We start from the raw sequence: 24,246 nt of genomic DNA, 5'->3' as shown, positions 1-24,246 counted from the left end.
CACTCACTCGCCTTCTGTGCCGGTGGCACGTTCACTCAACTGATACCTGGTTTCCAGAAACAGTGTCTTCTGAGATGGCATCCATGAAAGTGATCCTAGTCACATTCAGAAAGATTTGATCGGAGACATGGATGGCGGGATGTATAGAGTGACTATCAATACATCGGCATGCCCCCAAAGATAGCGCAAGGGACCCAAAGTTCATGAAAATTGAGATACCGGAGGAACCTACCCACATGGTGACGGCAATTGTCGCCTATGCCGGTATTGCCAAACGGCTGCATGTTGAACTTGAAAAACATGCCGAGACTGCAGGGATTGACCTGGACGCCATAAAGTCCGACCTGCTCAACCAAGCCAAGAAAACCGTGCCGCACGGGGATTTCGCCAAAGACGAAGTCGGGCTCTACCACACCATGTTTGAAGCTATTGATACGATTTTCAAACCGACAAAATAGCCACTCAAGGCTTTGAGCATTCAGGAACGCGCCTTTAGAACGCGGCCACAATTCACGCTTTTACTGTTTTGCCCACCTGCTTTTTGGCAAGGATTGGATCAACAAAAAAGCCGGCTCGAAAAGCCGGCTCTTTCAGATTCGTATGTGTCAGATCAGGCCGCCTGGCTGGCGCCAGCCTGTTCCAGTGCGACCTTCGGATCGACATAGTCATATCCAAGTGCAGTCGCGACAGCTTCACAGGTTACCTGACCGCCAATGACGTTCAGGCCCGGCAGGAAGTGAGGGTCATCGAGCAGTGCCTGCTTAGCGCCCTTGTCCGCAAGTGCCAGCGCAAACGGAAGCGTTGCGTTGTTGAGCGCATAGGTCGAGGTTTTCGGCACTGCGCCAGGCATGTTGGCAACGCAGTAATGAACAACATCGTCGATGATATAGGTCGGATCTGAATGGGTTGTTGCCCGTGATGTTTCAAAGCAACCGCCCTGGTCGATGGCCACATCCACCAGCACCGAACCCGGTTTCATGCGGCCGACGAGATCCTTCGATACAAGCTTCGGAGCTGCTGCACCGGCAACCAGAACTGCGCCAACAACAAGATCAGCTTCCAGCACATGGCTCTCAAGCGCTGCTCTGCTGGAATAAACTGTCTTGAGGGCCGGGCCGAATGAAAGAGCGAGTTCACCAAGAACCGCCGTGTTGCGATCAAGCACGGTAACATCGGCACCAAGTCCAATCCCCATGGTAATGGCATGAGCGCCAACGACACCGCCGCCGATCACGACGACCTTCGCCGGCTCGACACCGGGAACACCGCCGATCAGGGTGCCGGAGCCGCCATGGGCTTTTTCAAGCGCCTTGGCACCAGCAATCACCGACAGCCGACCCGCCACCTGGGACATGGGGACCAGAAGCGGCAAACGGCCATGCGCATCGGTCACAGTCTCATAAGCAATGCAGGTTGCACCGGACTTTACCAGATCAGCTGTCTGCTCGGCATCCGGAGCCAGGTGCAGGTATGTGAAAAGAATATGATCCGGGCGCAGCATCGCGCGTTCGCCTGCCTGCGGTTCCTTCACCTTCACAATCATCTGAGCGGCGTCAAAAACCTCTTTCGCCGTCGGCAGGATCTTTGCCCCAGCGGCTTCATAGTCGGCATCGCTCACACCAATCCCGACACCAGCCTTCGTTTCAACAACGACTTCATGACCATGTGCAATCATTTCAAGAACGCTGTCCGGTGTCAGACCGACCCGGTATTCGTGGTTCTTGATTTCCTTCGGCACACCAATACGCATTTCCGTCTCCTCTGAAAGCGTTTTTGATTGCTTTCAATTCTACGCGCCTTCTTGTCGAATGTGCTTGCGTTCACTGTTCTTAAAATGACAAGCAGCACACGATTTGTGCGCAAGAGTTCTCGATCTTCGAATTTTCTGCTAACTTGTCATTACATGACAGCAATATATGCGGTGCAACATAATGCAGCTCGACCGTCTCGACCGAAAAATCCTGAATGTGCTTCAAAGCGAAGGGCGCATCGCCAATGCGGACCTTGCCGACAAGGTGGGTCTTTCTCCTTCAGCATGCCTGCGCCGGATGCGCACTCTGGAAGACGCCGGGATCATCGAAAAATATGTTGCACTTCTCAATCAGAAGAAACTCGGCAGACACATGGATGTTTTTGTCGAGATTTCGCTTGTCGGACAGTCCAAGGAGACGCTCGAGAATTTTGAGCGCGCGGTCGCCCGCTCAGACGAGATCATGGAATGTTATCTAATGGCCGGCGATGCGGACTATATCCTGCGTCTGACGGCGCATGACCCAATGGACTTTGAGAGGATACATCGGGATCATCTGGCTCAGTTGCCAGGCGTCCTTCGCATGAAATCCTCCTTCGCAATCCGGCCGATCGTCCGACGCACAGCAATACCACTCAACGGTGAGTAGGCCTCGGCAAGGCACTCATTTGTTTTTCTCGACGGATGACGCGCAGCTTTGTCCGTCCGCTTCTGTGGTCACCAAAGGACGTTGTCGCGGCCATGTTCATCCGCTGCTGCACTGGCAGCCTGGCGTCCTTTTGAAGTCTCGACGCCGCGAGCCCCGCCCGCTATAGTCCGCCTCCATTCAAAGACTTGGTTTTTCAAGGAACCCGCGCCGGTGTCTCACACGATCACCCGTTTTATCGACACGACCTACCAGCTTGCCGAATGCCCCACCTGGGATGACAGAAAAAACCGCCTGCTCTGGGCTGATATTCAGGGCCGCACGATCCAGTCGATGGATTGGGAGAGCCATGACATCACAACCTGGCATTTCGACAATGAGGTCGGGTCCTTTGGCCTGACAGAGGACGAAAGACTGATCGTCGCGGTCTGGGACAAGGTGCTGCTGTTCGATACGGAAAGCTGCAACAGTGAGGTGCTGGCGGAGATCCAGCCTGACCAGCCGCGCACACGTTTGAATGATGGAAAGGTCGGCCCGGACGGAGCATTCTGGGTCGGAACCATGGACACCAACTCGCCGCGCGATCCGATTGCCGGCCTTTACCGGGTCGATGCCTCCGGAGAGGCTGCTGAAATCCGCGACGAACTGTTGTGTTCCAATGGCCTCGCCTGGACGCCGGACGGAACGTATATGTTCCATTCCGATACCTCACCGGGCTGGATCGAGTATTATTCTTTCGATCCTGTCGCAGGCACGCTCGGATCCAAGATGCTCTTTGCCCAGCAGACAAATGAAACCGGACGTCCCGATGGGGCAACTGTCGATGCTGCCGGTAACTATTGGAGTGCAGGCGTTTCAGCAGGTGTCCTGAATTGCTTTGCGCCTGACGGCAATCTTCTACAGGCGATCAGGATGCCCGTTGAGAAACCGACCATGCCCTGCTTTTGCGGCCCGGAACTGGATCATCTGATCGTGACCAGCATCAAGCAACCGGCGGATCCAACAGCCATCGAGCCTGACACACTCTCAGGCGGCCTGTTCCTGGTCGAAGGCCACGGCCAAATTGGCCGGAAAACCTATCGCTTTAAAACATCAGGCCGCTGACCGGTCCGGTGTTGGTTCCACAGCACCTTTGTTCAAAAACGGCAATGCCGGTCCTACAGGAACAAGACCTGCGGGATTGAGCGCCTCGATTGAATAATAGCCCGCCTTGATGTGATCTATCCGCGTGTTGTCACCAAATGCGGGCTGTTTGTAGAGCCGCGCAAGGTAGCCGCTCAAGGCTGGATACTCGCGAATAGTCTTCAAGTTGCATTTGAAGAGATCGACATAAGCTGCATCAAAGCGAACCAGCGTCACATAAAGACGGATATCGCTTTCAACGATATCGTCTCCCGTCAGGTATGTACGCCCATCGGACAATTTCGTCTCAAGCGTATCGAGCGTCGCGAAAATGGTTTTGACCGCTTCTTCATAAGCAGCCTGGCTTCTCGCGAAGCCGGCCCGATAGACACCATTGTTGAGAGTGTTATAAAGAAGCTTGTTCAGCGCCTTAATTTCAGACTTCTTTTCAGTCGGTGTCAGGCTTGGTTTCTCTCCGGTCAGACTTTCAAAACCGGTGTCGAAAATTCTGATGATATCGGCGGACTCATTGTTGACGATCGTCTGTCTTGCCCTGTCCCAAAGCACTGGAACTGAAGCCCGACCACTATATCCCGGGTCGGCCATTGAATAGAGCTCGTGCATGTATTTTGCCCCGATCTCCGTGTCCGCACCAGTGGACCCCGGGAATGCGCCAAAGCTCCAGCCTTGTCGGGTCATCACAGGTTCCAGAACAGATATTGAGATGAGCTCTTCAAGCTTTTTGAGTTTGCGGGCAATCAGGGTGCGCCCGGCCCAGGGACAAATGTAGTTGACGAAGAGATGATAACGACCGGCGACCGCCTTGTGCGCGGCCTGGCCTTCCGGCCCGGCACTACCGTCAGACGTGATCCACGAACGGAAGCTGGACGTCTGGCGAACGAACCGTCCCTTGTCGTCGTTCTTTTGATAAGGGTGCCAGTCGGCACTCCACTTTCCATCAACAAGCATGATCTTGCCTTTCGCTAAGCAGTCAAAGGGGCCAATGGTCAGGCCGCCGGTTCCTGTTGCAGAGTTATTCTTCCACCATCAAATGAGAGCGCATAGGCCCCGCCTCCAAGCAGAGACTGAACAATCAGCGCCAGTGCCCAGAACGCGGGAAACTCCCAACCGCCGTTCTCATTGGAAAACAGCCAGCCGTTTTGCGCATGAACAAAGATGATTGCTCCAAGAAGGATGGGCAAAAGCGCAAGACTTACATACCGGGCAAACAACCCGCTGATGAGCAGCAGCGCACCGATAACCTCCGCCAGAATTGTGACGTAGGCCAAAGCCCCTGGAAGTCCAAGAGACTGAAAAAAGCCAGCCGTGCCGGCAGGCGTAAAGACGAAATACTTGAGCCCGGCATGGGCAAGGAAGAGAAGCCCTAGCGAAACGCGCAACACAAGCGCGGCATAAGGGGCGGTCCTGGTATCGATCATCACAAATTCCCTGAAGTCAGATTTTTGTTGCTCCAGAGACATAATTGAAGAAAAATATGCGATAAATAACTGAACTAGAAACTTATAGTATCAAAAAAGTACACAATATGAACCTTATCGATTGCATGCGCGCCTTCTTGGCCGTGGTTGAAACAGGATCATTTACCAAGGCCGGCGACAGACTGAGCTTGTCGAAAACATTGACCAGCAAAAAGGTACAGGCGCTTGAGGCGCATTTGGGAACACGGCTTTTGAACCGGACAACGAGAAGCCTCAGTCTGACCGAGGCTGGTCGCATCTTCCATGGGCGGTGCGGGCAGATCCTGGAAGATGTTGAGGAACTGGAGGCCTTGATCCAGAACCAGGCAGCCAGCCCTCGTGGCCGACTGTCGGTGACAGCGCCGACAACATTTGGCGAGATGTTCATAGCCCCACTGATGCCGGCCTTTACCGAAAAGTTCCCGGAGATCTCCGTCGATCTAAATCTGACAGACCGGCACATCGACCTTGTCGACGAAGGTTTTGACGTCGCCGTCAGAATTGCCGATTTGGCGGACTCAGCGTTGATCGCAAGGAAGCTCGCACCTGCCCCGATCCACTTATGCGCCTCAACCGAATACTTCAGAAGGTGCGGGAAACCAGCACATCCAACCGACCTTGAACATCATCGATGTGTAATCGACACAAACTTTCAAAACGCCTATTCCTGGCCCTTCAAGATGGATCGGGAAATCCGATCCGTTCAGGTCAACGGGCCGCTTGCGGTAAACAGTGCGCGAGCGGTCAAGGATATCGTCCTTGCAGGAAGCGGAATCGCGCTCATACCGGGATACATGATCGCCAAGGAGCGCCGAGAAGGCAGGCTGGAAACCACCCTGTCCGACTTCAACGCGTTCAACATCAACGTCTATGCGCTGTACAATTCCAAACGTAACTTGGCGCCGAAGGTCCGGGCTTTTGTCGATTTTCTGGCGGACAAGCTGTCTGAAACCGCCACGGAGTGGTGATTTCAGCGCTGGGTCGTAGATCGCCTGTCAGCGTTGATCCTTGCCGCATGATTTCAGCGCAGCAATCACCTGTTCGGCGGTCACACCCGGCACCTGAATCTTGGTCTCACCGAAAAGATGCACGACCGCATTTTCACCGTTGGCGTTCTTCTCGTTGAAAATCCGCACAGACTGATTTTCCGGAATGAGAACAGCCATCGAACCGCCTTCGACACTCAAAAGAATGGAAGAGGCTATCAAGGTACAAATCATCGGCCTTCTCCGGAAACATAAGAGATCATCGCAAGGTGCCTCAATAACGACAGCCGCGAACCCTTACCGGTCTCCAGACTGTCCTGGCGGGTTGAACCTGCACCTGACGACTTACTGTTCTGTACACTGCCGGCTTCTGGACCACATGGCTCCTTGCCGGTTGGATCAGGACCTTTTCCTTGACCGAGCTGTAGACAGCTGGGTGACGCACGGCAACTTTCGATGCCGGCTGAACCAGAACCTTCTGACTGACGGTTTTGAAAACGGCTGGGTGCTTGATCTTGCACAAGACATTGCGGCCTTTGATCATCCGGTATTCCCAACCGATGCTTGCTGGCTGCACCTGAACCTGGCGGTGCTGCGTCTGATAGACGGCTGGGCTTTTGCGGTAAGTCACACGCTCAGGCTGGACCAGAACACGTCGGCTCTGATAGCCGTAGACGGCGGGCTTTTTCACCACGTAGCTGGACGCGGCCTGTACCAGAACCTTCTCATGAACAGTCCTGTAGACAGCTGGCACGGTTGCCTGCTCATAGCAGGAAAGCGCCTGGCCGCCAGCGAATGCAGCTGACCCCATCAATGGACTAATCACCAGCGCGGCGACCGCGCTCCAGAACCTGCGACGCATGATACTTCCCCCAGTCTGGTGCAGAAACGGCTCTGCTCATTGACTTTAGGGAAGTTCTTCAATGGGTTAAAGCGAAAAAGTTAACAATCGTTAACGCGTTTCGTGCCAATTCGGGACTGAACTCGTGTCAAACCTTGGTCTGCGCAGTCTGGGCTTCGTCGCCCCTGATACCTTTTTCGTAGTCTGTGTCTTCATTGATTATGTGCTTGGCTTCTTCCGGCACCCACTCGCCCCAGCGTGGTTGCAACTGATGGTCCACCGAAACCCTGTCGTCGAAAACGAAGCATTCGCCTTTCCACAGACTGTTTTCCTCAGGAACCTTCTCCAGGTAGTTCAAGATGCCACCTTCAAGATGATAGACGTCGTCAAACCCGTTTTTCAGCATCCATGCGGTTGCTTTTTCACAGCGGATACCGCCGGTGCAGAACATCGCCACTTTGGGCTTCTTCTCCAAGCTTTTCTGGCCTTCCACCCAAGCCGGGAATTCCCGAAATGATTGCGTTTCCGGGTTGAGCGCCTTTTCAAAAGTGCCAAAGGCGAATTCATAGTCATTGCGCGTGTCGATCACGACAACATCCGGATCGGAGATCAGGTCGTTCCAGTCTTCAGGTTTCACATATTCTCCGACGATCTCATTCGGATCGATACCGTCGACAGCCAGGCGCACGATCTCTTGTTTCAAACGGACTTTCATGCGCTTGAACACGTGGCGATGCGTCCAGGATTCCTTGTGATGCAGATCCTTCAAACGAGGGTCCGCGCGCAAGTGAGAGAGAACTGCGCGCACACCGCTTTCCGGACCGCAGATTGTGCCGTTGATGCCTTCAGATGCCAGCAAAAGACTGCCGCGCACATCCTGCGCGACACAGAATGCCTTCAGAGGGTCACGCAGCGCCTCGAAATCATCGAGCTGTGTAAACGAATAGAGTGCGGCAACGAGGAAATCGTTCATCGGGCTTTTTCTTTTTGTTGAATGTGCCTGGTACAGCGCAAGACAATCTGGCAGCTGATACGCAATTCGCACTCTCTATACAGGCTCGATAGCCAGTCTGCAAAGTCCGCAGTATCGCGGATCTCCTGGCCGCCTGCCTTCGCCCACTCCCACCATATCCAATCCGAGACATACCAGGTTGGTCGGCCCGGCAACCGGTTTCGAGGCCGGTGTCCTTAACCATGCTGAAACGTATGATTGTGCTCGGGTCTGAACTCCATTAATCAGACCATTCTGGTATCCAGATCACATACCAGCAAATCATTCCGTGCTAATGCCCATTCTCGCAAAGGCATACTATTCAGCATTCAGGTTTCTCTATTCAAATAGGCCAAAGACATGGACACGACCCCCCAACCAACGCCTGTGACCCATCCGTTTCAATTTAACGGCCGGGCGGGCGAGTATTTCGGCATCTGGATCGTCAATCTGCTGCTCACGATTGTCACTATCGGCATTTACAGCGCCTGGGCCAAAGTTCGGCATCAACGCTACTTTTACGGAAACACGGTTCTTGATGGCCACAATTTCGAGTATCACGCCAGACCGATCAACATTCTGATCGGCCGTATCATCGTGATCATCGCGCTCGTGATCTACCAAGCGCTTGCGTTCATATCCCCCGCCCTAGCCGGTATTCTGATCCTGATCTATCTCGGCTTCGTTCCCTGGTTGTTCAACCGATCCATCAGATTCAATGCACGCGTTACAAGTTACCGGAACCTGCGCTTCAATTTCGAACCGTCTTACTGGAAAGCCTTTCTTGTTTTCCTCGTCATGCCGATGGTGGCAGTGTTGACAGCCGGCGTCCTGGCACCCGTGGCCTCACGCATGCACAACGCCTATATCGGCAATCGCCTGCGTTATGGAAACTCCTCGTTCAAGACTGATCCAAACCTCGGCGACCTTTATGCCAACTGGGGTATGACCATCCTTGTCATGTTCCTCGGTTTCATTGTCATCGGGATCATTTCCGTTGCGGTGGCACTGCTCTCTGGTATCGATTTTTCCGGCATCGGAACGGCCTTTGAAAGTGATGACGCTGTTCCCACCGGTTTCGCCTTCAGCTTCCTTTTGTTCGGCGTGTTGATCTATACAGCGCCGGTCCTTGCCTTCATCTTTTATGCTGCCGGTGTCCGCAATATCGCCTTCAACAGCACAACACTGAACGAGAACCGGCACCGTCTTCGCTCAAGCCTCAGCCGCCGGCGTTACCTCTGGATCCTGCTGTCCAACCTTGTCGTCATCCTGTTCACACTGGGTCTGATGCGCCCCTGGGCCGCAGTGCGCACCTGGCGCTATTTTGCGGACCAGACGCAATTGCAATCACTGGAGCCGCTGGACACTTTTGTCGGTGACAACATCCAGGAAGGTTCAGCTGCAGCTGCCGAGTTCACCGCCATGGAAGGCATCGAATTCGGGCTTTAGAGCGAAAGGAGCAATTGCCGCACTGGCACCGAACCCAAAACCTGCTTTCATGTGAATGCGCATGAAAGCAGGTTGTTCCCGGAGTACGGACGCATAAAAATATGCTTTCAGGCCGTCCAGGACAGAATGCAACGTAGAAGACAATCCTGTGTCGGACGATCCGAAGGACGCCAATCAGGTCTTGAACTGCAGTGTCAACGTCTTTGAGCCATACATAAGCATGACCCTGCAGGTTCTCCTCGGATGTCCGCGCCTGATTGATGCCTGATAGAATTGATTTATGAGCCCGTACCCAAACCAGACCGGCAACCAACAAACATGCAGACAGTAAACGGCAAGTTTTTCGAAAGCGGCGAGGCCAAAAGCCTCCCGGCAAAGATTAAAAAAACCGGGGAGCTGATCCTTGTCGATATCGATGGACAGCCCAGCACGAGAATGCTTGAACTTGACCGTATCAGCGACAAGCTTCATGGACTTTCAAGGAAGGTCTATTTCGCTGGTGGAGCCGTTTTCGAAACCGACGACGACGCCGGTATTGACGAGCTTTTCGGGCACAAGGGCGGTTTCGTCGACCAGTTGAACCGTTTCGAAGGCTCACTGAAGTGGGCCGCAGCCGCCTTCGTCCTGTGTCTTATCGTCGTCTTCAGTGCCTATCGTTGGGGTTTGCCGTTGGCCGCCCTGGCAGCGGCACATGTCACTCCGACTGTTTATTCCGATATCCTCGACTACGGCACTCTCCAGACCCTCGACAGGTCTGTCTTTTCTGCGTCCGAATTGCCGGACGAAGAAAGGCAAAAGTATCAGACTGTCTTCGAGGAATTGCTGAAGACCGCGGACCTTGAACCGGACAGAATGAAACTGGAGTTTCGAAAAGGTGGCGTATTCGGCGCCAATGCATTTGCCCTGCCAGGTGGGACGATCGTCGTTACAGATGAGCTTATCAAATTCAGCGAGACACTCGATGAAGTGGCCGGTGTGCTTGCTCACGAAATAGGACATGTCACCGAAAAGCATTCTCTTCAACAGATTTATCGAATTGCCGGTTTTTACCTGCTGGTCGGCGCTGTTACGGGCGATGACGGTCAGCTCTTGGATGAATTGGTCGCTCAGGCAGGCATTCTGCAATCCAGAGCCTATTCACGTGAGTTCGAGCACGATGCGGACCGGGTGAGCGTTGACCTGATGCTGAAATCAGGCAGAGATCCTCTCGCGGTCACGCGCCTCCTGGACAAAGTCCTCGCCGATTGCGGAGAATCCTGCGAGAGAACCGATATTCTTTCCACTCATCCCGGGATGGTTGACCGGAAAGCCGCCATCAAGACTCTGATTGAGAATCAGGCTCAAAACTGATCTGCACTGAAAATCAGCATGCAATTGCTTAAATTGGCGATTTCCCTATCAGATTCGCTTGACCTTACCTGGAATACTTCTAGTTAAAAGTGGCGCAACAGCCATAATATCGATATTATCAGGTATGAATATTCAAACCCACATTGATCCGGCACAAGAGCCTTCTGCGACGCAACGCGCTTATTTGTCCATCAGGCGAATGATCCTGGTAGGAGAACTGCCTCCTGGCCAGAAGCTGAAGATCGAGAATCTTCGCAAGATCCTCGACATGGGTGGATCTCCCATTCGCGAAGCGCTGACTTTGCTGGTCTCGGACCTGCTGGTGGAACGCCTTGATCAGCGCGGTTTCCGGACCGCCGAAATCAGCCCGCACAACTTCAGCGAAATTCTGAAATTGCGTTGCCAACTTGAGGAGATGGCGATGCGTGAAAGCCTGGCTGTCGCAGATCAGGCTTGGGAAGACCGGCTCGTGATCAGCCACCACCGGATGATACGCGAACCGCGCGCCAACGTGGAGCGGTTTGAGGAGCTTCATAAGGCTTTTCACATGAACCTCATCAGCGCATGCAACTCGCCGGTGCTGCTCAAGTTCTGCAACCAGCTTTACGATCTCAACATTCGCTACCGGTATCTAGCTGGCAAAGCGCTGAACTATTCCAAGAGGGATATCGGCAAGGAGCATCAGGATATCATGAACGCGGCGGTCGATCGCGATGCGGACGAAGCCTGCGCCCTGCTTCTGGATCACTACAAGCGGACAGGCGCATTCCTGGAAAGGCACTTTACGCTCGAAGCTGCTGAATAAGCGCAAAAAGCAAAGCGGTGATATTGCCGTATGTTTCTTCAGCTTGGTCGCCCGGAGGCTCGACGCTGAAATGCTCGTCTTCTGCCGTCAGGCCTCATTGACCCGCGCTCACTGCACAGGGTTTCGTTTGAGCCTGATGCCGCCTTTTGAAAGCCCTATTCTCGAACAAGCACCAGATCGAAGTCTGCCACAAGATACGGTCCGTCCACTTTTCCGGACAGCTCGAAGCCTTCCGCCGGAAAGGTTCCGGCAGCTTCTTCGACATAGGTCATGACGAGGTCAGCACGTACGCCAAAAACCGTGTCCTGGTCCAGGTAGGGATCGTCGTCGGGGAAGATCTCCGTAACGAGCGGCCGGAAACCTGGCGCTTTGACAATATAGTGGAGATGCGAGGGCCTCCACGGGTGCCGCCCGCTTGCCGTTAATATGTCGCCCACCGGACCGTCACTTGGAACCGTGTAGCTTACCGGTTTGACGGTGGTAAAAGCGTATCGTCCGTCCTTGCCGGTCGTTTGAATGCCGTGAAAGGAATAAGTGTCCTGATCAGGGTCCTGACTGGAGTAAAGCCCATTTGGCGCCGTTTGCCAGATGTCGAGTTCAGCACCCTCGATCGGCTGGCCCTTGTCATCCCGAATGGTTCCCTTGGCAAGCAGAACCTGCTCGTTGAAGTCTTGCCTGAGATCTCCTCCAATTGCCAGCGGCGGCGAACCGGTAATGTGGAACGGTCCGAGCACACTTGAAGACGTGCCTTGCGGGTTTGAATGAAGCATATCGACCAGAGACGAAAGTCCGAGAACATCTGATAGGAGCACAAATTCATGGCGCTCCTTGTCCGAGATATCGCCTGCCCATTCAAGAAACTCGATCCCTTTCTGCCATTCTGCGTGCGTCAGGTTGGTCTCTTTTGCAAAGGCATGCAGATGTGTAACGAGGCTCTTCAGAATTTCCTTCAATCTCGGATCCGTGTCGGGCCCGAAATAGCTCATGAAGACGTCAGTAATGTTGTCCTTGGTCACGTGACGCATGACAGAGCTCCTAGTTCAGTATGGCCAGGCTCAGAGAAGGCCAGCGGATCAGAATAATGAGAACGATCAGCATCACCACTGCAAAGGGAAACGCTCCGATAAAGACATCCTTGAGGGAGATCCGCGGATCGTTGAGCGTTGCCTTGATGACAAAGCAGGATATGCCAAGAGGCGGTGTCAGCAGACCGATCTCGGCGCCAACGACGGTGACAATGCCGAACCAGATCAGAGACAGTCCCATGGGTTCGACGAGAGGCAAAAACAGCGGCACGACAATCAGGATGATCGAGGCTGTGTCCAACAAAGTGCCGAGGAAGATCATCAGCGCCACGTAGATGACCATAACCCAGAAAAAGCTCATCTGGGTTTCGGTCAAAAGGTCGCCAAGTTCATTCGGCAGGCCAGCAAGGCCCAGCATGCGGCTGTAGATCGAAGCGGCGGTAATCAGAAACAGGATGGAAGCCGTGATATGGCCCGTTTCAAGAAGCGTGCTCCAAAGCGATTGCAACGACAGACGGCGCCGGAAGGCGGCGATAACCAGGCCCAGAAGCGCACCGGCGGCACCGGCTTCAACAGGCGTGAACCAACCCGTGTAGATGCCCCCCAGAACCACGGAAATCAGAAACAGCGTCGGCAGGGTCTTTTCCGCAATTTCCCAAGGCGACATCCATTCGGTTTCCTCCGCCGGCCGTCCCCCCACATAAGCGGGTGCAAATCGGCCCATCAGAAAGATGGCGATCACATAGGCAGCTGCCAGCAGAAGGCCCGGCACCACGCCTGCCAGAAACATGTCGCCGACACTTTGTTCGGCAACAAAGGAATAGATGATCAGCATGGCCGAAGGCGGAATGATCATGCCCAAAACCGAAGACCCTGCCACCACGCCGACGGCAAAGCGCGGGTTATAGTCATAGGCCAGCATTTGCGGCACAGAGACCTTTGAAAACACCGATGCCGAGGCGATCGAGGATCCGGTCACGGCAGCAAAGACCGCATTGGCGCCGACTGTTGCCATGCCAATGCCGCCCTTGACCTTCTTGAAGCCCGAATTCATCACCGCATAAATGTCGGCTCCAAGCCCGGCCTTGGAGACAATCAGACCCATAAAGGTAAACAGGGGAACGGTGGCGAATGTGTATTCCATCACACTGTCGCCAATCGCGATCTTGAGCAGATTGACGGCAAGATCGAAATTGTCCCGCATCAAGACGATCGAGACAAAGGACACCAGCCCAAGCGCGATCGGAATGTAAACACCGAGATAGACCAGTACGACAATCGCGATGACGGACAGTATGCCGATTTCAAAAGGGCTCACGCGTTATCCTCTGGCTGTTTGGTGTAACGGACAGGGTCGGTGGACCGCTCACCGGTCAGGGCCTTGAGAGCAAACAAGATCAGGCACAGAGCTGCGCTCAGGAATATGGCAAGTTTCAGCGGCCACCAGGGAGCTGTGAAGATCCCCGGAACGCCGAAATAGTCCTGTGTCTCGTACATTTCCAGAAATTCTGGCCAGATTGCATAGGCAACCAGCGTCATGAACACAGCTGAGGCAAAGTTGATGATCCGCCTGATCGATTCAGCAAGTTTCGGCCTGGTTGCCTGAAGGATTGTCAGAAAGCCGTCCGACCGGGTGAGCCGGTTCATTCTCACAACGTCAGGCAGTTGCAGGAAGACAATCAGCACCATGGAGAACTGAACGACTTCGACAGCGCCGCGAAACGGTGCATTGAACAAACCGCGTGCGACGACGTCGTAATTCACCACCATGATAAGGGCGAGCACGATGAGGGTGCCAACTGCGTTGGCACCCATGGCCACCCAGTTGGCAAGCTTGGAGAAGGCGCGAACGCCAGAAAGAATTGGACGTAACATTCTGGCGCTCCACTTTGCGCAGTCTGCGCTTTACTGGGAAAGCTCTGCGGACCAGTCGCGGACGGGTGAGTACCCGGCTTCCTGCAGCTTCGTCATATAAGCTTTCAGCATATCGCTGCCCGGTTCACCTTTGGAATCCAGCTCTGCGGCCCATTCGACGGCAATGTTCGGCATGGCTTCCGCCCAGTTTTTCCGCTCAGCCGCGTCCAAGTCAACGACGGTCCCGCCAGACTCCACAAAGGCCGAACGGCTTGCATCGGCTCTGTCCATGGCAATACCGGCAACATGGTCGCGATATTCAACAGCCACGTCCTGCAGGACATTTTTCACTTCGTCCGGCAAGCCATCCCAATAGTCCTTGTTGACCGTGATCGTCTTGGAATTCACAGCACCAAGGTCGGCTTTCAGCATGTATGGAGCCACTTCCGCGATCTTGAATGTTTTCGCAGCTTCCGGCCAAAGCATCGCATTGTCGACCAGTCCGGTCTGCAGCATGTTGTAAAAGTCGGTCAGACCGCCACGTACACCTGCAGCACCTTCGATGCCTTCAAGATAGCGCAGGTTCATGCCGGCTCCTGCAACCTTGCTGCCTTCGATATCCTTCAGCGAGTTGACCGGTTCCTTGGAGAACAGCTGATAGGTATCAAGCACTACGCCGGTTGCCAGATAAACCTGGTTTTGTGCCTCGAATTCCTTCTGCATCGTCGGGAATTCCTTGGCAATCTCATCCACCGCTTTGGCAACCGCCCGGGAATCGGGAGCAATGAACGGTGTTACGGCCGCAAGCGCCTGACTTGGCAACTTGGAGGAATGGAAAATCGTCGTGACGATACCGATGTCGCCCAGCCCGAGTTTCACACCTTCCAGAACGCCCTTCGGTTTGACAATGGAACCGCCATAGCTCTCCTGCCAATCCATCTTGTAGTTGCCGGTTTCAGCAAGACGTTTATCGACTTCCGGAATAAAGAAGTTTGTGAACTCCTTCACCCAAAGCGCTCTAGCCGGATATCCGTCAATGACCACAGCCTTGATCGTTTCCGTCGCAAAGGACGGAACTGCTGTTGCACTCAGGAAAGCCAGCGCCAAGGCGCTCCGTCTTGTCAGTTTTCCAATCATGGCATTCTCCTCCCAAAGAAAGCGAGACCGTCAGGCTTTTTGCCAGATCGTCTCAAGTTTGGTCCCTGACTGTTCGAACAGTTTGGACAAGGGACAGTATTTTGCGACTTCATCGCCGACCAGCCGAAGATCGTCTTCTGAAAGACTTCCATCGGCGCTCACAACCTGACGCAATGCAACGAAGGGAACGTCAATCTCTTCCTCCAGCGTGACGCCCCTGCGGTCGAATTCGCAGGTAATTTCTATTTCCAGGTGACCGATATCGACGCCGAGTTTCGCAGCGCATTTATGCCCGATGACATTGGTGCACCCAGCCAGTGCTCCTAGGGCTGCCTCGGTCGGCGCAGGTCCAAGATTGGTCCCGCCACGTGCTACCGGCTCATCAATCGAATAGCTGACATCACGAATGCCGATATCGGCCCGCGAATGAGACAGGCCATTTGCCTGTACCCGGAGTTTGACGACTGTTTTTTCCCTCAAGGCCACAGACTTAACCTCACAGAAACTTACAGGCCGTGTCGAACGGCAGCCTTGGCAATTTCTGAAACAGAGCCGTTTCGTCTGCATAACCGAGATTGCAAAGGAAATTGGATTTCAGAGATGTGCCCGAGAAGAATTCTTCATCGACTATCGCATTGGAAAACCCGGACATGGCGCCAACGTCCAGTCCAACTGCACGCGCCGCAATCATAAAATAAGCGCCCTGCAGGGTTCCATTGCGAAAGGCAGTCACCTCGGAATGCTCCGGCTTGTCCATGAAATGTGGCCGCCGGTCCTCATGAGGAAAAAGATAAGGCAGCTCTTTCCAGAAATCGACGTCATGCGCAATGATCACGCAAGCCGGCGCAGACATCATCTTGTCGATGTTCTTGTCCTTCAGCGACTTGGCCAGACGCTGCTTGGCTTCGGCCGTTTCGACAAAGAAGAAACGCGCCGGGCATGAGTTCATGCTGGTCGGGCCCGCAGCTGTGATGTCGTAAATGATTTCCAGCAATTCTCGCGGAACAGGCTTGTCCTGCCAGGCATAATGCGAACGGGCTGTGCGCAGGATCAGATCGATGCTGTCATTGTCAAGCGTCTCGATCCGGTCACGCAGCTCTCTTATCGTTGCTTGCGCTTCCGCCCTCAGTTTCGCGAGCGCTTCGCCTGAAGGAGCCTTGGACGCCATCATGTTCATTCAGCCGCCTCCGTCGTCACCTGGTCCTCTTCCGCGACAATCGGATTTGCGCAAACACCGATGCCTTCGATCTCGACCTCAACGGTTTCACCCGGGCGTAGCCAGCGTGGCGGCTTCTTGGCATGCCCAACACCCGGAGGTGTTCCCATGGCCAGAAGATCTCCTGGTTCGAGCGTTGAGAATTCCGAGACAGTTGCAATCGTGCGCGCAACGCTCCAGAGCATGTCCGACGTGGATGCGCTCTGCAGTATTTCAGAACCGACACGAGACTCAATCTTGAGCCCTTCAGCGCCTTCCGGCAGCTCATCAGGTGTCACGATGACCGGACCGATCGGCCCTGTTGCGTCGAAATTCTTGCCCGGTGTCCACTGGTGGGTCTTGCGTTGGTATTCCCGCACCGATCCATCATTGAAAATAGTATAGCCAAACACATAATCGAGGGCGTCTTTTTCGCTGATATGCTTGCCGCCCTTGCCGATGATCACCATCAGCTCCGCCTCATAGTCGAGCTGTTCGGAGCACGACGGGCGGACCATAGGCGCACCGGCTGGGATCATGGATGTGTTGCACCGCATGAAGAGCGCCGGATAGACCGGCACGTCGTAGCCGCCTTCCTTGATGTGGTCGACATAATTAAGACCAAGGCAGATAATCTTGCCGGGGCGGGTGACCGGAAGTCCAGGCGTCAAGGAAGTGACCGGCTCAGCGTCCACCTTGTTCTTTTGCCCTGCAAGGCTGTCCAGATCCACCAATCCTTCGATCAGCGGCCTCAGATCCGTGCCAACCCGTCCGTCAATCGCCGTCAGGTTCCAGGCCCAATCCCCATCGACGAGAAAGACACCCTGCCCCGACAAACCTGTCCCTACAATAAACCGCATTATACGCCTCGGTGTTTCTGTAATTTTTGATACTTTGACGACTATCTTATAGATTGTCAAATAATATCGATTTTTTTAAGGTGCCAGAAAGAAGGAGACCAATCATGCCAAAATGGGCAGACTACAAGCGTGTTGCCAAGGATCGCGGAGCGCTCGCACTTGAGCTATTTGTTGTGAATTCCGTACCAGCTGGATTGGATGTCGACCTGCCGGGCACACTGCCGGACCACCTGGCCTATCAGGCCGAGCTCGAACAGGATGGGAAACTGGTTTTTGCCGGACCGGTGTCTGACGCGACAGGTGAAGATATGAATGGCGAAGGCATGATCATTTATCGGGCAGCGTCACTTGAAGATGCAAAAGCGCTTGCCGAGAATGATCCAATGCACAAGCGCGGTGTCAGAACCTTCACCATTCGCCGATGGCTGATCAATGAAGGCAGTTTCACGATTTCCGTTGGTTTGTCCGGCAAGAAGGTCAGCTTCTCCTGACACCCAGGAGGAGGCATTGCCTTTTGGGGGAGTGTCCGCGCTGCCTCAACGCCCCTATCTTATAAAACAGAGCCGTCAGACGATCGGAGCCGCCCATGACCATTCTTGGCGATTTGCTGTCGACAATCTTTGAGCGCCGGTATTTCAGAGGACCAACTGCGCAATTGGACGGCCGTTCGCTTGAGGACCTCATTGAAGCGCTTGTCGGCGCAACGGGTGATGTCACCGGGCTCACAATTGCCGACCAGATCCTGTTGCGATACCAGGAGCTGACCGATGAGGGGAAGCTGACCTTCTTCCATCATCTTGCCGGAGACATGAACATTGATCCGGACCAGGTGCGCGAAACGCTGGACGCTTATGAAGCCAGCCCAAGCAAACAGACCTATCGGGATTTCATGGCGTCAGTGGAACCTGATCGCCAGGAACTGATCCGCCGCTTGAACCAGATACCCGGGGCAACGCAAATTCTGGTTCAGATGCGTGCGGATCTATTGCGGCTTGGTGGAACGGATCACGAGCTACAGGCACTCGACCAGGATTTTCGTCATTTGTTTTTGTCCTGGTTCAATCGGGGCTTTCTGGTCCTTCGCCCGATCAGCTGGGAAAGTCCTGCACATATTCTTGAAAAGATCATTGCCTATGAGGCCGTGCATGAAATCGGTAGCTGGGAAGATCTGCGACGTCGTCTCGCACCGGTCGATCGCAGATGCTTTGCGTTCTTTCATCCATCCATGCCGGACGAGCCCCTGATATTCGTTGAAGTGGCCCTGACAAGCGACATTCCAGGTTCAGTTCAGGACTTGCTGGCAGAAGGCCGCGAACCGATCACGGCGGAAAAGGCAAGGACAGCTGTTTTCTATTCCATATCCAACTGTCAGGCAGGCCTCGCCGGTATTTCTTTCGGCAATTCCTTAATCAAACAAGTGGCCACGGATCTTGCCGCCGAGCTGCCGGATTTGAAGACCTTTGTGACCCTGTCACCCATTCCTGGCCTCACGCGCTGGCTGACCCATGAGGGAATTTCATACGAGGGAGCTGACGCCAGGCAACTCAAACTGCTTGCCGCGCATTATCTTATGTCTGCAAAACGGAAGGACGGCCTGCCGCTCGATCCTGTCGCCCGCTTCCACCTTGGCAACGGCGCGCTTGTTCACGCAGTTCATGCCGATGCTGATCTTTCCGAAAAGGGCACATCCCAGTCGGCTGGCGTTATGGTCAATTATCTATATGACCTTGCCAAAGTTCCTCAGAACCACGAAGGCTTTGCCACGCGGCAGGAGATCGCAGCGAGTTCGGAAATTCGTTCGTTGGATGGCTCAGCCAGAAAGCAGGACTTGAGCAATCAGGACCAAGTACCGGCTGCCTAACGGCAATCCCTGAAATCCTTGACCTTTCCGTAGCGACGGCACCGCGTGTTGTCGATGTAATATTGCATACAAACTTAAAATCGATATTATTAGAATAATAAATCATAAATCGATGGGAGGTGAACATGACACGGAAACTGGTTGGTGCCGTTTTCTTAGGTGCATGCCTGCTGATTGCCACAGGCGCTCAGGCAGAAAGCTGCCTGAAAGTAACCCTCACCGGGACACAAGGTGGGCCACCTGTATTCAAGGGGCAGGCAGGCGCTGGAACGCTCGTGCAATTCGGTTCAGTTGAAAACAAATGCAATGACGTTCGGTTGCAGTTCGACACCGGGCGCGGCACCACACAGCGCCTCAGTCAGGCCGGTGTGCCCGTAGGCCAGCTCGATGCGGTTTTTCTGACGCACCTGCACTCAGACCACACCGAAGGTCTTGCCGACATGATGCAATTGCGCTGGCATTTCAATTCCGGTGGCCCGAAAGTCGACCTTGTCTGTAGTGAGGAGACGAAATCGCCGCTCGGCTTTTCATTGAGCTGCGCACGCTTTGCCAAACATATCGGCGATTCTCTGATCCAGTCCGGCGAGATCGCACAACGCCTTGCAGAAAACAAGAAACGCTTGCCCGGCGGACCGGCCGAACTCATTACCGTCAAGGACTTCAAACCGACAGATGAGGCAAAGGAAGTCTGGTCGAAAGGCGATGTGTCGGTCAGCGCCATTCGCTCGACTCACATTGCCGGACATGCATCCTATCGTGTCGACACGCCAGCCGGCAGTGTGGTCATAGGCGGAGATGCCGGTAACGACATACGCAAGCCCCCCGCCAGACCTCCACCTCTGATCAGGTTGAAAAGCTTGCAGCAGGTGCGGACATCGTCGTCCATTCGACCATTCATCCTGTGATGGGTCCTGACGGCGGTACAGGTTTTCCACCTCCGATATTCTTCAGGCAAAGCAATGCCACCGATCTTGGCCATCTCGCCAAGCGGGCCGGTGCCAAACACTTGATGCTGACCCATCTGATCCCTCCAGTCGGCGCACCACGTCAGGGCCCCTATAAACTGCCCAACGGCGCGCTGAGCGAGGACGACTACCGCGATGCGGTTTCAAAGAGTGGTTTTGAAGGAGAAACCACCGTTGGTCAGGATCTCGCCTCCGTGATGTTGACGTCCTCCAACTGACCCGATGTCTCAGATCGGCCTCGGACGCACTCGCGCCGAGGCCCAATTCCTTCTCGATTAATCAGCTCCCACCACGGCACATCGTTCCGGATGAGAACGCGTGCCTTCCAGCTTCAGGGCCTACCGATTGCAATTGCGGCGCTCTGGTCTTGACGCACTGAGCAGCTTCTATAATATAGCCATATGGCTATACATTATCAAAACAACCTCGACCGTGCCTTCCATGCTCTGGGGGATGGAACCCGACGCGAGATGATTTCAATGCTTGCAAGCCGCGGAGCTTTGTCCGCCGGAGAGCTGCGTGCACCATTCAGCGCCGCACAACCAACAATCTCCAAACACTTGAAGGTGCTTGAAAGCGCCGGTCTTGTTCGCCGGGAGGTCAACGGGCGCGTCCACCATTTCCACCTTGTCGCCGATAGCATGAAACAGGCAGAAGACTGGATTTCACGGCATCGAACGTTCTGGGAAGGTGCCCTTCAGAACCTGGAATGTTTCGTTACCGAAGCGCAACCAGAGCTTCAGTCAATGGACCGAAAAGACGAGGTCACAGAATGATGGAACCCCAGATTCCGTTGATCGTCAGCCGGATAATTGCGGCCCCTTGCAGCCGGATTTTTTCAGCATTTGCCGATCCTTCCGCGCTTGCCAGATGGTTCAAACCAAACCGGGACACACCTGTCGAGATTTTGACTTACGAATTTCGCATTGGCGGCACCTATCGCCTGGCCTGGCTATTGCCCGACGGAAGGAGACCCGTAGTCAGGGGCACTTTCGAAGAAATAGAGCGAGACCAGGCAATCAGGATGACCTGGGTTTGGGAAGCTCCCGACCCGCTCGCGGGAGTACCAATGCGCGTCACATTTCACTTCGAACAATCCGGCGGGACCACCGAAGTCAAAATTGTACATGAAGGCATTCCCAACGACATGGCCTGCACGGTGCACCAGGAGGGCTGGGAAAGCACGTTGGACGTTTTAACCGACGTCTTAATCGAAGGACCTGCGACATGAGAAAACTGGCAATTCTGACCTTTGTAACGATGGACGGCGTGATGCAGTCGCCCAGTTCACCCGATGAAGATCGATCAGGCGGTTTTAAGGCAGGCGGTTGGGCAGCGCCCTTCTGGCAAGACGTCATGGAACAGGTGCAGCGCGAGGCCATGAACGAGACCTATGACATGCTGTTCGGGCGAAAGACCTATCAGCTTTTTGCCGGCCACTGGCCGGAAGCGGAGGACAGCACCCCTGCCCGTATCATGAATGCAGCTAGGAAGTATGTCGCAACAACAACAATGGATGAGTTGACCTGGTCGAATTCTCGAAAACTGAACGGCGATCCGGTGACAGCGATCAGAAGACTGAAGGCATCAACCGGGCCTTTGCTCCAGGTACATGGCAGCTGGCAACTTATCCAGCTGCTGGCCCGGCACGACCTGATAGACGAATTTCGGCTTTGGACATTTCCGGTCGTTGCCGGATCCGGCAAACGTCTTTTCCAGGAAACGGGCTCCTTGAGTGGATTTACGCTCAAGAAACTGGAAGCCACCCAGTCGGGCGTTGTCATGAGTATTTATGAACGCTGAGCAACAAGACCGCCGATTTAAACTTACAAATCGCAGACTGAACCTCGCCTTGAAACGGCGGCCTTCTCGTTAACCATTGAAGCATTGTTTCGAACTCTAAGTCACGATCACAGAAACGTTGCGTTGCTTTTTCTGAAAACCCGTGTCTATTTTAGACAAAATTACACCAAATTCGAAATATCGATTCTAGACACAGGAACTCGCACGTGTCGCTACAAGTTGAGACAGACGCCGAATCCGAGGCGGTCCAGAACCTGGAACAGCTCGTCCACGACTGGTTTCTGGCAATTTTGGCCGAGCATTCCGATAAGCAAATCAATACCCTACTTGGGATAAGCAGTTCAAAGCTATGGAAGTTGAAAAACGGCCATCAGCGTTTGCAAGCGGTCGAACTACTTCTGTTGCATCAGGGACTTGGCATTCCGCTGCCCAAGACCGTCAGGCCAGCAGACAACACATCTGTTCCCGTGAATGACAATTCCGACGGGCCGGCACGCCCAACAGATACAAAGAAGCTATTTGATTTTGCATATAACCGCGTCTGCGATCTGGAAAACAGAAAGCCGGCCGCCTTGCGTGCAAACGCGTTTGAGCGCCTGGAGCAGACATTTCACATTCTAAAGACTGTCCAGGGCACGCCTGAGGCTTTGGAAATTAAGGACCTTACATGAACAACAACGCAGACTTTACTGCGGAGCAATTGACATTCCTGCAGCTCTTTCACATCGCAGCCCAGTATGACTGTCTTTACATTCTGGACTTTTACTGCATGAACGAATTCGATCACGACAAGGTCACAGACCTGAGTGACAGTGAACGCCGGCACCTGGCAGAACTGGCGGAACGCGAAATCTTCGAACATGCGATCGAAAACGGCTATCGGCCAACCTTGCCTTTTAACGAGGGCGGAGAACATGAATTCCTTTGTTAAGAAGCTATCACTGGACCGGGTCGAAAGCGGCGCCGCAGGTGACGAAGCACAATTTCTCTACAAGTTTTGGCGTCAAAACGAAGGTATCTACCTGCAGGACAGCCAGGTCACGCATCTTTCCAAGAAGCTGATGCTGTTCCGTCCGGACCTTATTCCCGACGACGTGCCCCCGGTCACGCTCATTGGAAAAGATTCGACATTCCGAAACTATTTGCCGCCGTCCGACCAACCGACGTCTTTGCCACTGGACTATCGGCGGAAAGTGGCACCCGGGTATCATGCAGCCATTCGTGGAGAGCCCTGGTACGACATTCAGCGCACCGGCGACATGATGGGCGAAGACACACCCGACCTTACTCTTGAGCGGCTGGTTTTGAAGTTTCGGACGCCGGGAGGCTTTGAGCGGATATTCTGTCTTCTATGGCTTTTGGAGGAGCACTCAGGATCTGGTCTATCATATCCAGAACATCATCACGCTCGTTTCCGGCCAGGTACAGGTCGTTATCAATCGGGATGGGTCCACCGGCCTGCCAGCGCACCGCATTTGCATGCAGGCGCGTGAAGCCACACGACCTTAGAAATCCGTCCTTGAAAACACGCTTTTCCATCCAGCCGTAGTAAAAATCCGCGTCCCATTCATCGAGCGCTTCAATCTGCGCGATGCGGTTAAGCATGCCGCCGAGATGCGAGTTCTGCCATTCCGGACGCACTTCCGTGCCCCCCATATATACCGTGTCCCCGGTGATCTTTTCAGCAAAGCGTGGCTGCTCTTCTGCCAGCTCGACCTGTCCGCCGGTTTCTGCCGGAAAGCAGCGATAAAAATGCTTGCGCCAATAGTCCGCCAGCGTTTGTGGAGGACGGATCTGGTCAAGGCGTGCGCACACTCTGCCAACCAGTTTGTCCTTCACATCCGTCACCCCAAGCCAGAACGCCCGACCGCTGGAGAATGTCTGTGTTCGCGGAGAAAAATGTGCCTCGAGAACCTTTAACCCACTGCGTTCGGCCATTCTGTCGATCTGATCGAAGTCGTGCCCCCGGTGCAGCGTAAGACCTTGCTTTGCAAACGCGCTGTCGATCGCACCCCAGGCGCGCTTCAAACGTATGGGATCGACCTCGGATCTCAGTTTGACCATGTGCCCACCAGGTAACTGTTACGCTAACTTGTCCAAGAGAGAACAACCCCGCTGCTTCGGACGT

General features: G+C 54.2%; 30 protein-coding genes. 16 read left to right on the top strand and 14 right to left on the bottom strand.

Going from position 1 to position 24,246, the window contains the following annotated elements:
* The first annotated feature begins 203 nt into the window (after positions 1 to 203).
* On the top strand, positions 204 to 458 hold the full coding sequence (locus ACZ1HV_RS25230) for a hypothetical protein (RefSeq protein ID WP_298819299.1): 255 nt from the start codon (positions 204 to 206) through the stop codon (positions 456 to 458).
* 152 nt (positions 459 to 610) lie between these two features.
* Here ACZ1HV_RS25230 and ald read toward each other — a convergent pair whose 3' ends face one another.
* A complete protein-coding gene (gene ald, locus ACZ1HV_RS25225) occupies positions 611 to 1,750 on the bottom strand; it encodes an alanine dehydrogenase (RefSeq protein WP_472716674.1) in 1,140 nt (379 codons plus the stop codon).
* A 181-nt stretch (positions 1,751 to 1,931) separates the two neighbouring features.
* Here ald and ACZ1HV_RS25220 point away from each other — a divergent pair, with 181 nt between their 5' ends.
* Complete coding sequence (locus ACZ1HV_RS25220; RefSeq protein WP_298983987.1) at positions 1,932 to 2,399, top strand: Lrp/AsnC family transcriptional regulator; 468 nt, start codon at positions 1,932 to 1,934, stop codon at positions 2,397 to 2,399.
* A gap of 210 nt (positions 2,400 to 2,609) precedes the next feature.
* On the top strand, positions 2,610 to 3,500 hold the full coding sequence (locus ACZ1HV_RS25215; RefSeq protein ID WP_472716673.1) for an SMP-30/gluconolactonase/LRE family protein: 891 nt from the start codon (positions 2,610 to 2,612) through the stop codon (positions 3,498 to 3,500).
* On the opposite strand, the gene ACZ1HV_RS25210 is transcribed toward ACZ1HV_RS25215, so the two are convergent.
* Entirely contained in the window at positions 3,489 to 4,487 is a 999-nt protein-coding gene (locus tag ACZ1HV_RS25210) for a glutathione S-transferase family protein (protein WP_472716672.1), read from the bottom strand. The two genes, ACZ1HV_RS25215 and ACZ1HV_RS25210, sit on opposite strands and share 12 nt — an antisense overlap.
* A gap of 38 nt (positions 4,488 to 4,525) precedes the next feature.
* Positions 4,526 to 4,957 (bottom strand): DoxX family protein, encoded by a 432-nt coding sequence (locus tag ACZ1HV_RS25205; protein WP_472716671.1) that lies wholly within the window; start codon positions 4,955 to 4,957, stop codon positions 4,526 to 4,528.
* 107 nt (positions 4,958 to 5,064) lie between these two features.
* Here ACZ1HV_RS25205 and ACZ1HV_RS25200 point away from each other — a divergent pair, with 107 nt between their 5' ends.
* Positions 5,065 to 5,964, top strand: coding sequence for a LysR family transcriptional regulator (locus ACZ1HV_RS25200; protein ID WP_472716670.1), 900 nt, complete (start codon positions 5,065 to 5,067; stop codon positions 5,962 to 5,964).
* 27 nt (positions 5,965 to 5,991) lie between these two features.
* Here ACZ1HV_RS25200 and ACZ1HV_RS25195 read toward each other — a convergent pair whose 3' ends face one another.
* From ACZ1HV_RS25195 to trhO, 3 genes are all read right to left on the bottom strand, one after another.
* Positions 5,992 to 6,216 carry a hypothetical protein gene (locus tag ACZ1HV_RS25195; protein ID WP_298819284.1) on the bottom strand — a complete coding sequence of 75 codons (225 nt, stop codon included), beginning with the start codon at positions 6,214 to 6,216 and terminating at the stop codon, positions 5,992 to 5,994.
* 40 nt (positions 6,217 to 6,256) lie between these two features.
* Entirely contained in the window at positions 6,257 to 6,844 is a 588-nt protein-coding gene (locus ACZ1HV_RS25190) for a hypothetical protein (protein WP_298819282.1), read from the bottom strand.
* Between the two features lie 127 nt (positions 6,845 to 6,971).
* Complete coding sequence (gene trhO / locus ACZ1HV_RS25185) at positions 6,972 to 7,796, bottom strand: oxygen-dependent tRNA uridine(34) hydroxylase TrhO (RefSeq protein ID WP_298819280.1); 825 nt, start codon at positions 7,794 to 7,796, stop codon at positions 6,972 to 6,974.
* A 378-nt stretch (positions 7,797 to 8,174) separates the two neighbouring features.
* On the opposite strand from trhO, the gene ACZ1HV_RS25180 reads away from it, so the two are divergent.
* From ACZ1HV_RS25180 to ACZ1HV_RS25170, 3 genes are all read left to right on the top strand, one after another.
* Complete coding sequence (locus tag ACZ1HV_RS25180; RefSeq protein WP_298819278.1) at positions 8,175 to 9,263, top strand: YjgN family protein; 1,089 nt, start codon at positions 8,175 to 8,177, stop codon at positions 9,261 to 9,263.
* 318 nt (positions 9,264 to 9,581) lie between these two features.
* Positions 9,582 to 10,613 (top strand): M48 family metallopeptidase, encoded by a 1,032-nt coding sequence (locus ACZ1HV_RS25175; protein WP_472716669.1) that lies wholly within the window; start codon positions 9,582 to 9,584, stop codon positions 10,611 to 10,613.
* Between the two features lie 124 nt (positions 10,614 to 10,737).
* Positions 10,738 to 11,418 carry a GntR family transcriptional regulator gene (locus tag ACZ1HV_RS25170; RefSeq protein ID WP_298819275.1) on the top strand — a complete coding sequence of 227 codons (681 nt, stop codon included), beginning with the start codon at positions 10,738 to 10,740 and terminating at the stop codon, positions 11,416 to 11,418.
* 155 nt (positions 11,419 to 11,573) lie between these two features.
* Here ACZ1HV_RS25170 and ACZ1HV_RS25165 read toward each other — a convergent pair whose 3' ends face one another.
* The 7 genes from ACZ1HV_RS25165 to ACZ1HV_RS25135 are packed head-to-tail and all read right to left on the bottom strand — an operon-like array spanning position 11,574 to position 17,489.
* A complete protein-coding gene (locus tag ACZ1HV_RS25165; RefSeq protein WP_298819273.1) occupies positions 11,574 to 12,443 on the bottom strand; it encodes a dioxygenase family protein in 870 nt (289 codons plus the stop codon).
* 10 nt (positions 12,444 to 12,453) lie between these two features.
* Positions 12,454 to 13,761, bottom strand: a complete 1,308-nt coding sequence (locus tag ACZ1HV_RS25160) for a TRAP transporter large permease (protein WP_298819270.1) — start codon at positions 13,759 to 13,761, stop codon at positions 12,454 to 12,456.
* Positions 13,758 to 14,318, bottom strand: a complete 561-nt coding sequence (locus ACZ1HV_RS25155; RefSeq protein ID WP_298959681.1) for a TRAP transporter small permease subunit — start codon at positions 14,316 to 14,318, stop codon at positions 13,758 to 13,760. The genes ACZ1HV_RS25160 and ACZ1HV_RS25155 overlap by 4 nt, the downstream gene beginning before the upstream one ends.
* 30 nt (positions 14,319 to 14,348) lie before the next feature.
* Entirely contained in the window at positions 14,349 to 15,434 is a 1,086-nt protein-coding gene (locus ACZ1HV_RS25150; protein ID WP_298819266.1) for a C4-dicarboxylate TRAP transporter substrate-binding protein, read from the bottom strand.
* A 30-nt stretch (positions 15,435 to 15,464) separates the two neighbouring features.
* A complete protein-coding gene (locus tag ACZ1HV_RS25145; protein ID WP_472716668.1) occupies positions 15,465 to 15,920 on the bottom strand; it encodes an OsmC family protein in 456 nt (151 codons plus the stop codon).
* A 10-nt stretch (positions 15,921 to 15,930) separates the two neighbouring features.
* Positions 15,931 to 16,611 carry a malonic semialdehyde reductase gene (locus ACZ1HV_RS25140; RefSeq protein WP_298983994.1) on the bottom strand — a complete coding sequence of 227 codons (681 nt, stop codon included), beginning with the start codon at positions 16,609 to 16,611 and terminating at the stop codon, positions 15,931 to 15,933.
* Positions 16,608 to 17,489 carry a fumarylacetoacetate hydrolase family protein gene (locus ACZ1HV_RS25135; protein ID WP_298959675.1) on the bottom strand — a complete coding sequence of 294 codons (882 nt, stop codon included), beginning with the start codon at positions 17,487 to 17,489 and terminating at the stop codon, positions 16,608 to 16,610. Before ACZ1HV_RS25135 ends, ACZ1HV_RS25140 begins: the two co-directional genes overlap by 4 nt.
* Positions 17,490 to 17,593: 104 nt before the next feature.
* On the opposite strand from ACZ1HV_RS25135, the gene ACZ1HV_RS25130 reads away from it, so the two are divergent.
* The 9 genes from ACZ1HV_RS25130 (at position 17,594) to ACZ1HV_RS25090 (ending at position 23,049) form a co-directional block, all read left to right on the top strand.
* Positions 17,594 to 17,980 carry a YciI family protein gene (locus ACZ1HV_RS25130; RefSeq protein ID WP_472716667.1) on the top strand — a complete coding sequence of 129 codons (387 nt, stop codon included), beginning with the start codon at positions 17,594 to 17,596 and terminating at the stop codon, positions 17,978 to 17,980.
* Positions 17,981 to 18,075: 95 nt separating this feature from the next.
* Positions 18,076 to 19,350, top strand: coding sequence for a malonyl-CoA decarboxylase (locus ACZ1HV_RS25125; RefSeq protein WP_298819256.1), 1,275 nt, complete (start codon positions 18,076 to 18,078; stop codon positions 19,348 to 19,350).
* Positions 19,351 to 19,475: 125 nt separating this feature from the next.
* Entirely contained in the window at positions 19,476 to 20,255 is a 780-nt protein-coding gene (locus ACZ1HV_RS25120; protein WP_472716666.1) for an MBL fold metallo-hydrolase, read from the top strand.
* Positions 20,252 to 20,533: a hypothetical protein gene (locus ACZ1HV_RS25115; protein ID WP_472716665.1), complete on the top strand. Its 282-nt coding sequence runs from the start codon at positions 20,252 to 20,254 to the stop codon at positions 20,531 to 20,533. The genes ACZ1HV_RS25120 and ACZ1HV_RS25115 overlap by 4 nt, the downstream gene beginning before the upstream one ends.
* A gap of 183 nt (positions 20,534 to 20,716) precedes the next feature.
* Positions 20,717 to 21,091 (top strand): ArsR/SmtB family transcription factor, encoded by a 375-nt coding sequence (locus ACZ1HV_RS25110; RefSeq protein ID WP_298959668.1) that lies wholly within the window; start codon positions 20,717 to 20,719, stop codon positions 21,089 to 21,091.
* On the top strand, positions 21,088 to 21,546 hold the full coding sequence (locus tag ACZ1HV_RS25105; RefSeq protein ID WP_472716664.1) for an SRPBCC family protein: 459 nt from the start codon (positions 21,088 to 21,090) through the stop codon (positions 21,544 to 21,546). The genes ACZ1HV_RS25110 and ACZ1HV_RS25105 overlap by 4 nt, the downstream gene beginning before the upstream one ends.
* Positions 21,543 to 22,118 carry a dihydrofolate reductase family protein gene (locus ACZ1HV_RS25100; RefSeq protein WP_298959664.1) on the top strand — a complete coding sequence of 192 codons (576 nt, stop codon included), beginning with the start codon at positions 21,543 to 21,545 and terminating at the stop codon, positions 22,116 to 22,118. Before ACZ1HV_RS25105 ends, ACZ1HV_RS25100 begins: the two co-directional genes overlap by 4 nt.
* A 206-nt stretch (positions 22,119 to 22,324) precedes the next feature.
* Positions 22,325 to 22,789 carry a hypothetical protein gene (locus tag ACZ1HV_RS25095; protein WP_298819246.1) on the top strand — a complete coding sequence of 155 codons (465 nt, stop codon included), beginning with the start codon at positions 22,325 to 22,327 and terminating at the stop codon, positions 22,787 to 22,789.
* A complete protein-coding gene (locus tag ACZ1HV_RS25090) occupies positions 22,786 to 23,049 on the top strand; it encodes a hypothetical protein (RefSeq protein WP_152500882.1) in 264 nt (87 codons plus the stop codon). The genes ACZ1HV_RS25095 and ACZ1HV_RS25090 overlap by 4 nt, the downstream gene beginning before the upstream one ends.
* Before the next feature lie 353 nt (positions 23,050 to 23,402).
* On the opposite strand, the gene ACZ1HV_RS25085 is transcribed toward ACZ1HV_RS25090, so the two are convergent.
* Positions 23,403 to 24,182, bottom strand: a complete 780-nt coding sequence (locus tag ACZ1HV_RS25085; protein ID WP_298819242.1) for a hypothetical protein — start codon at positions 24,180 to 24,182, stop codon at positions 23,403 to 23,405.
* Positions 24,183 to 24,246: the final 64 nt, after the last annotated feature.

The sequence above is a fragment of the Roseibium sp. JB4-4 genome (genome assembly GCF_055693425.1).
Note: the sequence above shows the minus strand (reverse complement) of the source record. Positions and strands in the feature narration are given on the sequence as shown.

Coding starts and splice junctions, on each gene's coding strand:
- ACZ1HV_RS25100 (WP_298959664.1), top strand. CDS start 21,543: ATGAGAAAACTGGCAATTCTGACCTTTGTAACGATGGACGGCGTGATG.
- ACZ1HV_RS25190 (WP_298819282.1), bottom strand. CDS start 6,844: ATGCGTCGCAGGTTCTGGAGCGCGGTCGCCGCGCTGGTGATTAGTCCA.
- ACZ1HV_RS25120 (WP_472716666.1), top strand. CDS start 19,476: ATGACACGGAAACTGGTTGGTGCCGTTTTCTTAGGTGCATGCCTGCTG.
- ACZ1HV_RS25205 (WP_472716671.1), bottom strand. CDS start 4,957: ATGATCGATACCAGGACCGCCCCTTATGCCGCGCTTGTGTTGCGCGTT.
- ACZ1HV_RS25180 (WP_298819278.1), top strand. CDS start 8,175: ATGGACACGACCCCCCAACCAACGCCTGTGACCCATCCGTTTCAATTT.
- ACZ1HV_RS25090 (WP_152500882.1), top strand. CDS start 22,786: ATGAACAACAACGCAGACTTTACTGCGGAGCAATTGACATTCCTGCAG.
- ACZ1HV_RS25105 (WP_472716664.1), top strand. CDS start 21,088: ATGATGGAACCCCAGATTCCGTTGATCGTCAGCCGGATAATTGCGGCC.
- trhO (WP_298819280.1), bottom strand. CDS start 7,796: ATGAACGATTTCCTCGTTGCCGCACTCTATTCGTTTACACAGCTCGAT.
- ACZ1HV_RS25130 (WP_472716667.1), top strand. CDS start 17,594: ATGCCAAAATGGGCAGACTACAAGCGTGTTGCCAAGGATCGCGGAGCG.
- ACZ1HV_RS25200 (WP_472716670.1), top strand. CDS start 5,065: ATGAACCTTATCGATTGCATGCGCGCCTTCTTGGCCGTGGTTGAAACA.
- ACZ1HV_RS25125 (WP_298819256.1), top strand. CDS start 18,076: ATGACCATTCTTGGCGATTTGCTGTCGACAATCTTTGAGCGCCGGTAT.
- ald (WP_472716674.1), bottom strand. CDS start 1,750: ATGCGTATTGGTGTGCCGAAGGAAATCAAGAACCACGAATACCGGGTC.
- ACZ1HV_RS25210 (WP_472716672.1), bottom strand. CDS start 4,487: ATGCTTGTTGATGGAAAGTGGAGTGCCGACTGGCACCCTTATCAAAAG.
- ACZ1HV_RS25220 (WP_298983987.1), top strand. CDS start 1,932: ATGCAGCTCGACCGTCTCGACCGAAAAATCCTGAATGTGCTTCAAAGC.
- ACZ1HV_RS25170 (WP_298819275.1), top strand. CDS start 10,738: ATGAATATTCAAACCCACATTGATCCGGCACAAGAGCCTTCTGCGACG.
- ACZ1HV_RS25155 (WP_298959681.1), bottom strand. CDS start 14,318: ATGTTACGTCCAATTCTTTCTGGCGTTCGCGCCTTCTCCAAGCTTGCC.
- ACZ1HV_RS25110 (WP_298959668.1), top strand. CDS start 20,717: ATGGCTATACATTATCAAAACAACCTCGACCGTGCCTTCCATGCTCTG.
- ACZ1HV_RS25230 (WP_298819299.1), top strand. CDS start 204: ATGAAAATTGAGATACCGGAGGAACCTACCCACATGGTGACGGCAATT.
- ACZ1HV_RS25140 (WP_298983994.1), bottom strand. CDS start 16,611: ATGAACATGATGGCGTCCAAGGCTCCTTCAGGCGAAGCGCTCGCGAAA.
- ACZ1HV_RS25165 (WP_298819273.1), bottom strand. CDS start 12,443: ATGCGTCACGTGACCAAGGACAACATTACTGACGTCTTCATGAGCTAT.
- ACZ1HV_RS25085 (WP_298819242.1), bottom strand. CDS start 24,182: ATGGTCAAACTGAGATCCGAGGTCGATCCCATACGTTTGAAGCGCGCC.
- ACZ1HV_RS25135 (WP_298959675.1), bottom strand. CDS start 17,489: ATGCGGTTTATTGTAGGGACAGGTTTGTCGGGGCAGGGTGTCTTTCTC.
- ACZ1HV_RS25195 (WP_298819284.1), bottom strand. CDS start 6,216: ATGATTTGTACCTTGATAGCCTCTTCCATTCTTTTGAGTGTCGAAGGC.
- ACZ1HV_RS25175 (WP_472716669.1), top strand. CDS start 9,582: ATGCAGACAGTAAACGGCAAGTTTTTCGAAAGCGGCGAGGCCAAAAGC.
- ACZ1HV_RS25150 (WP_298819266.1), bottom strand. CDS start 15,434: ATGATTGGAAAACTGACAAGACGGAGCGCCTTGGCGCTGGCTTTCCTG.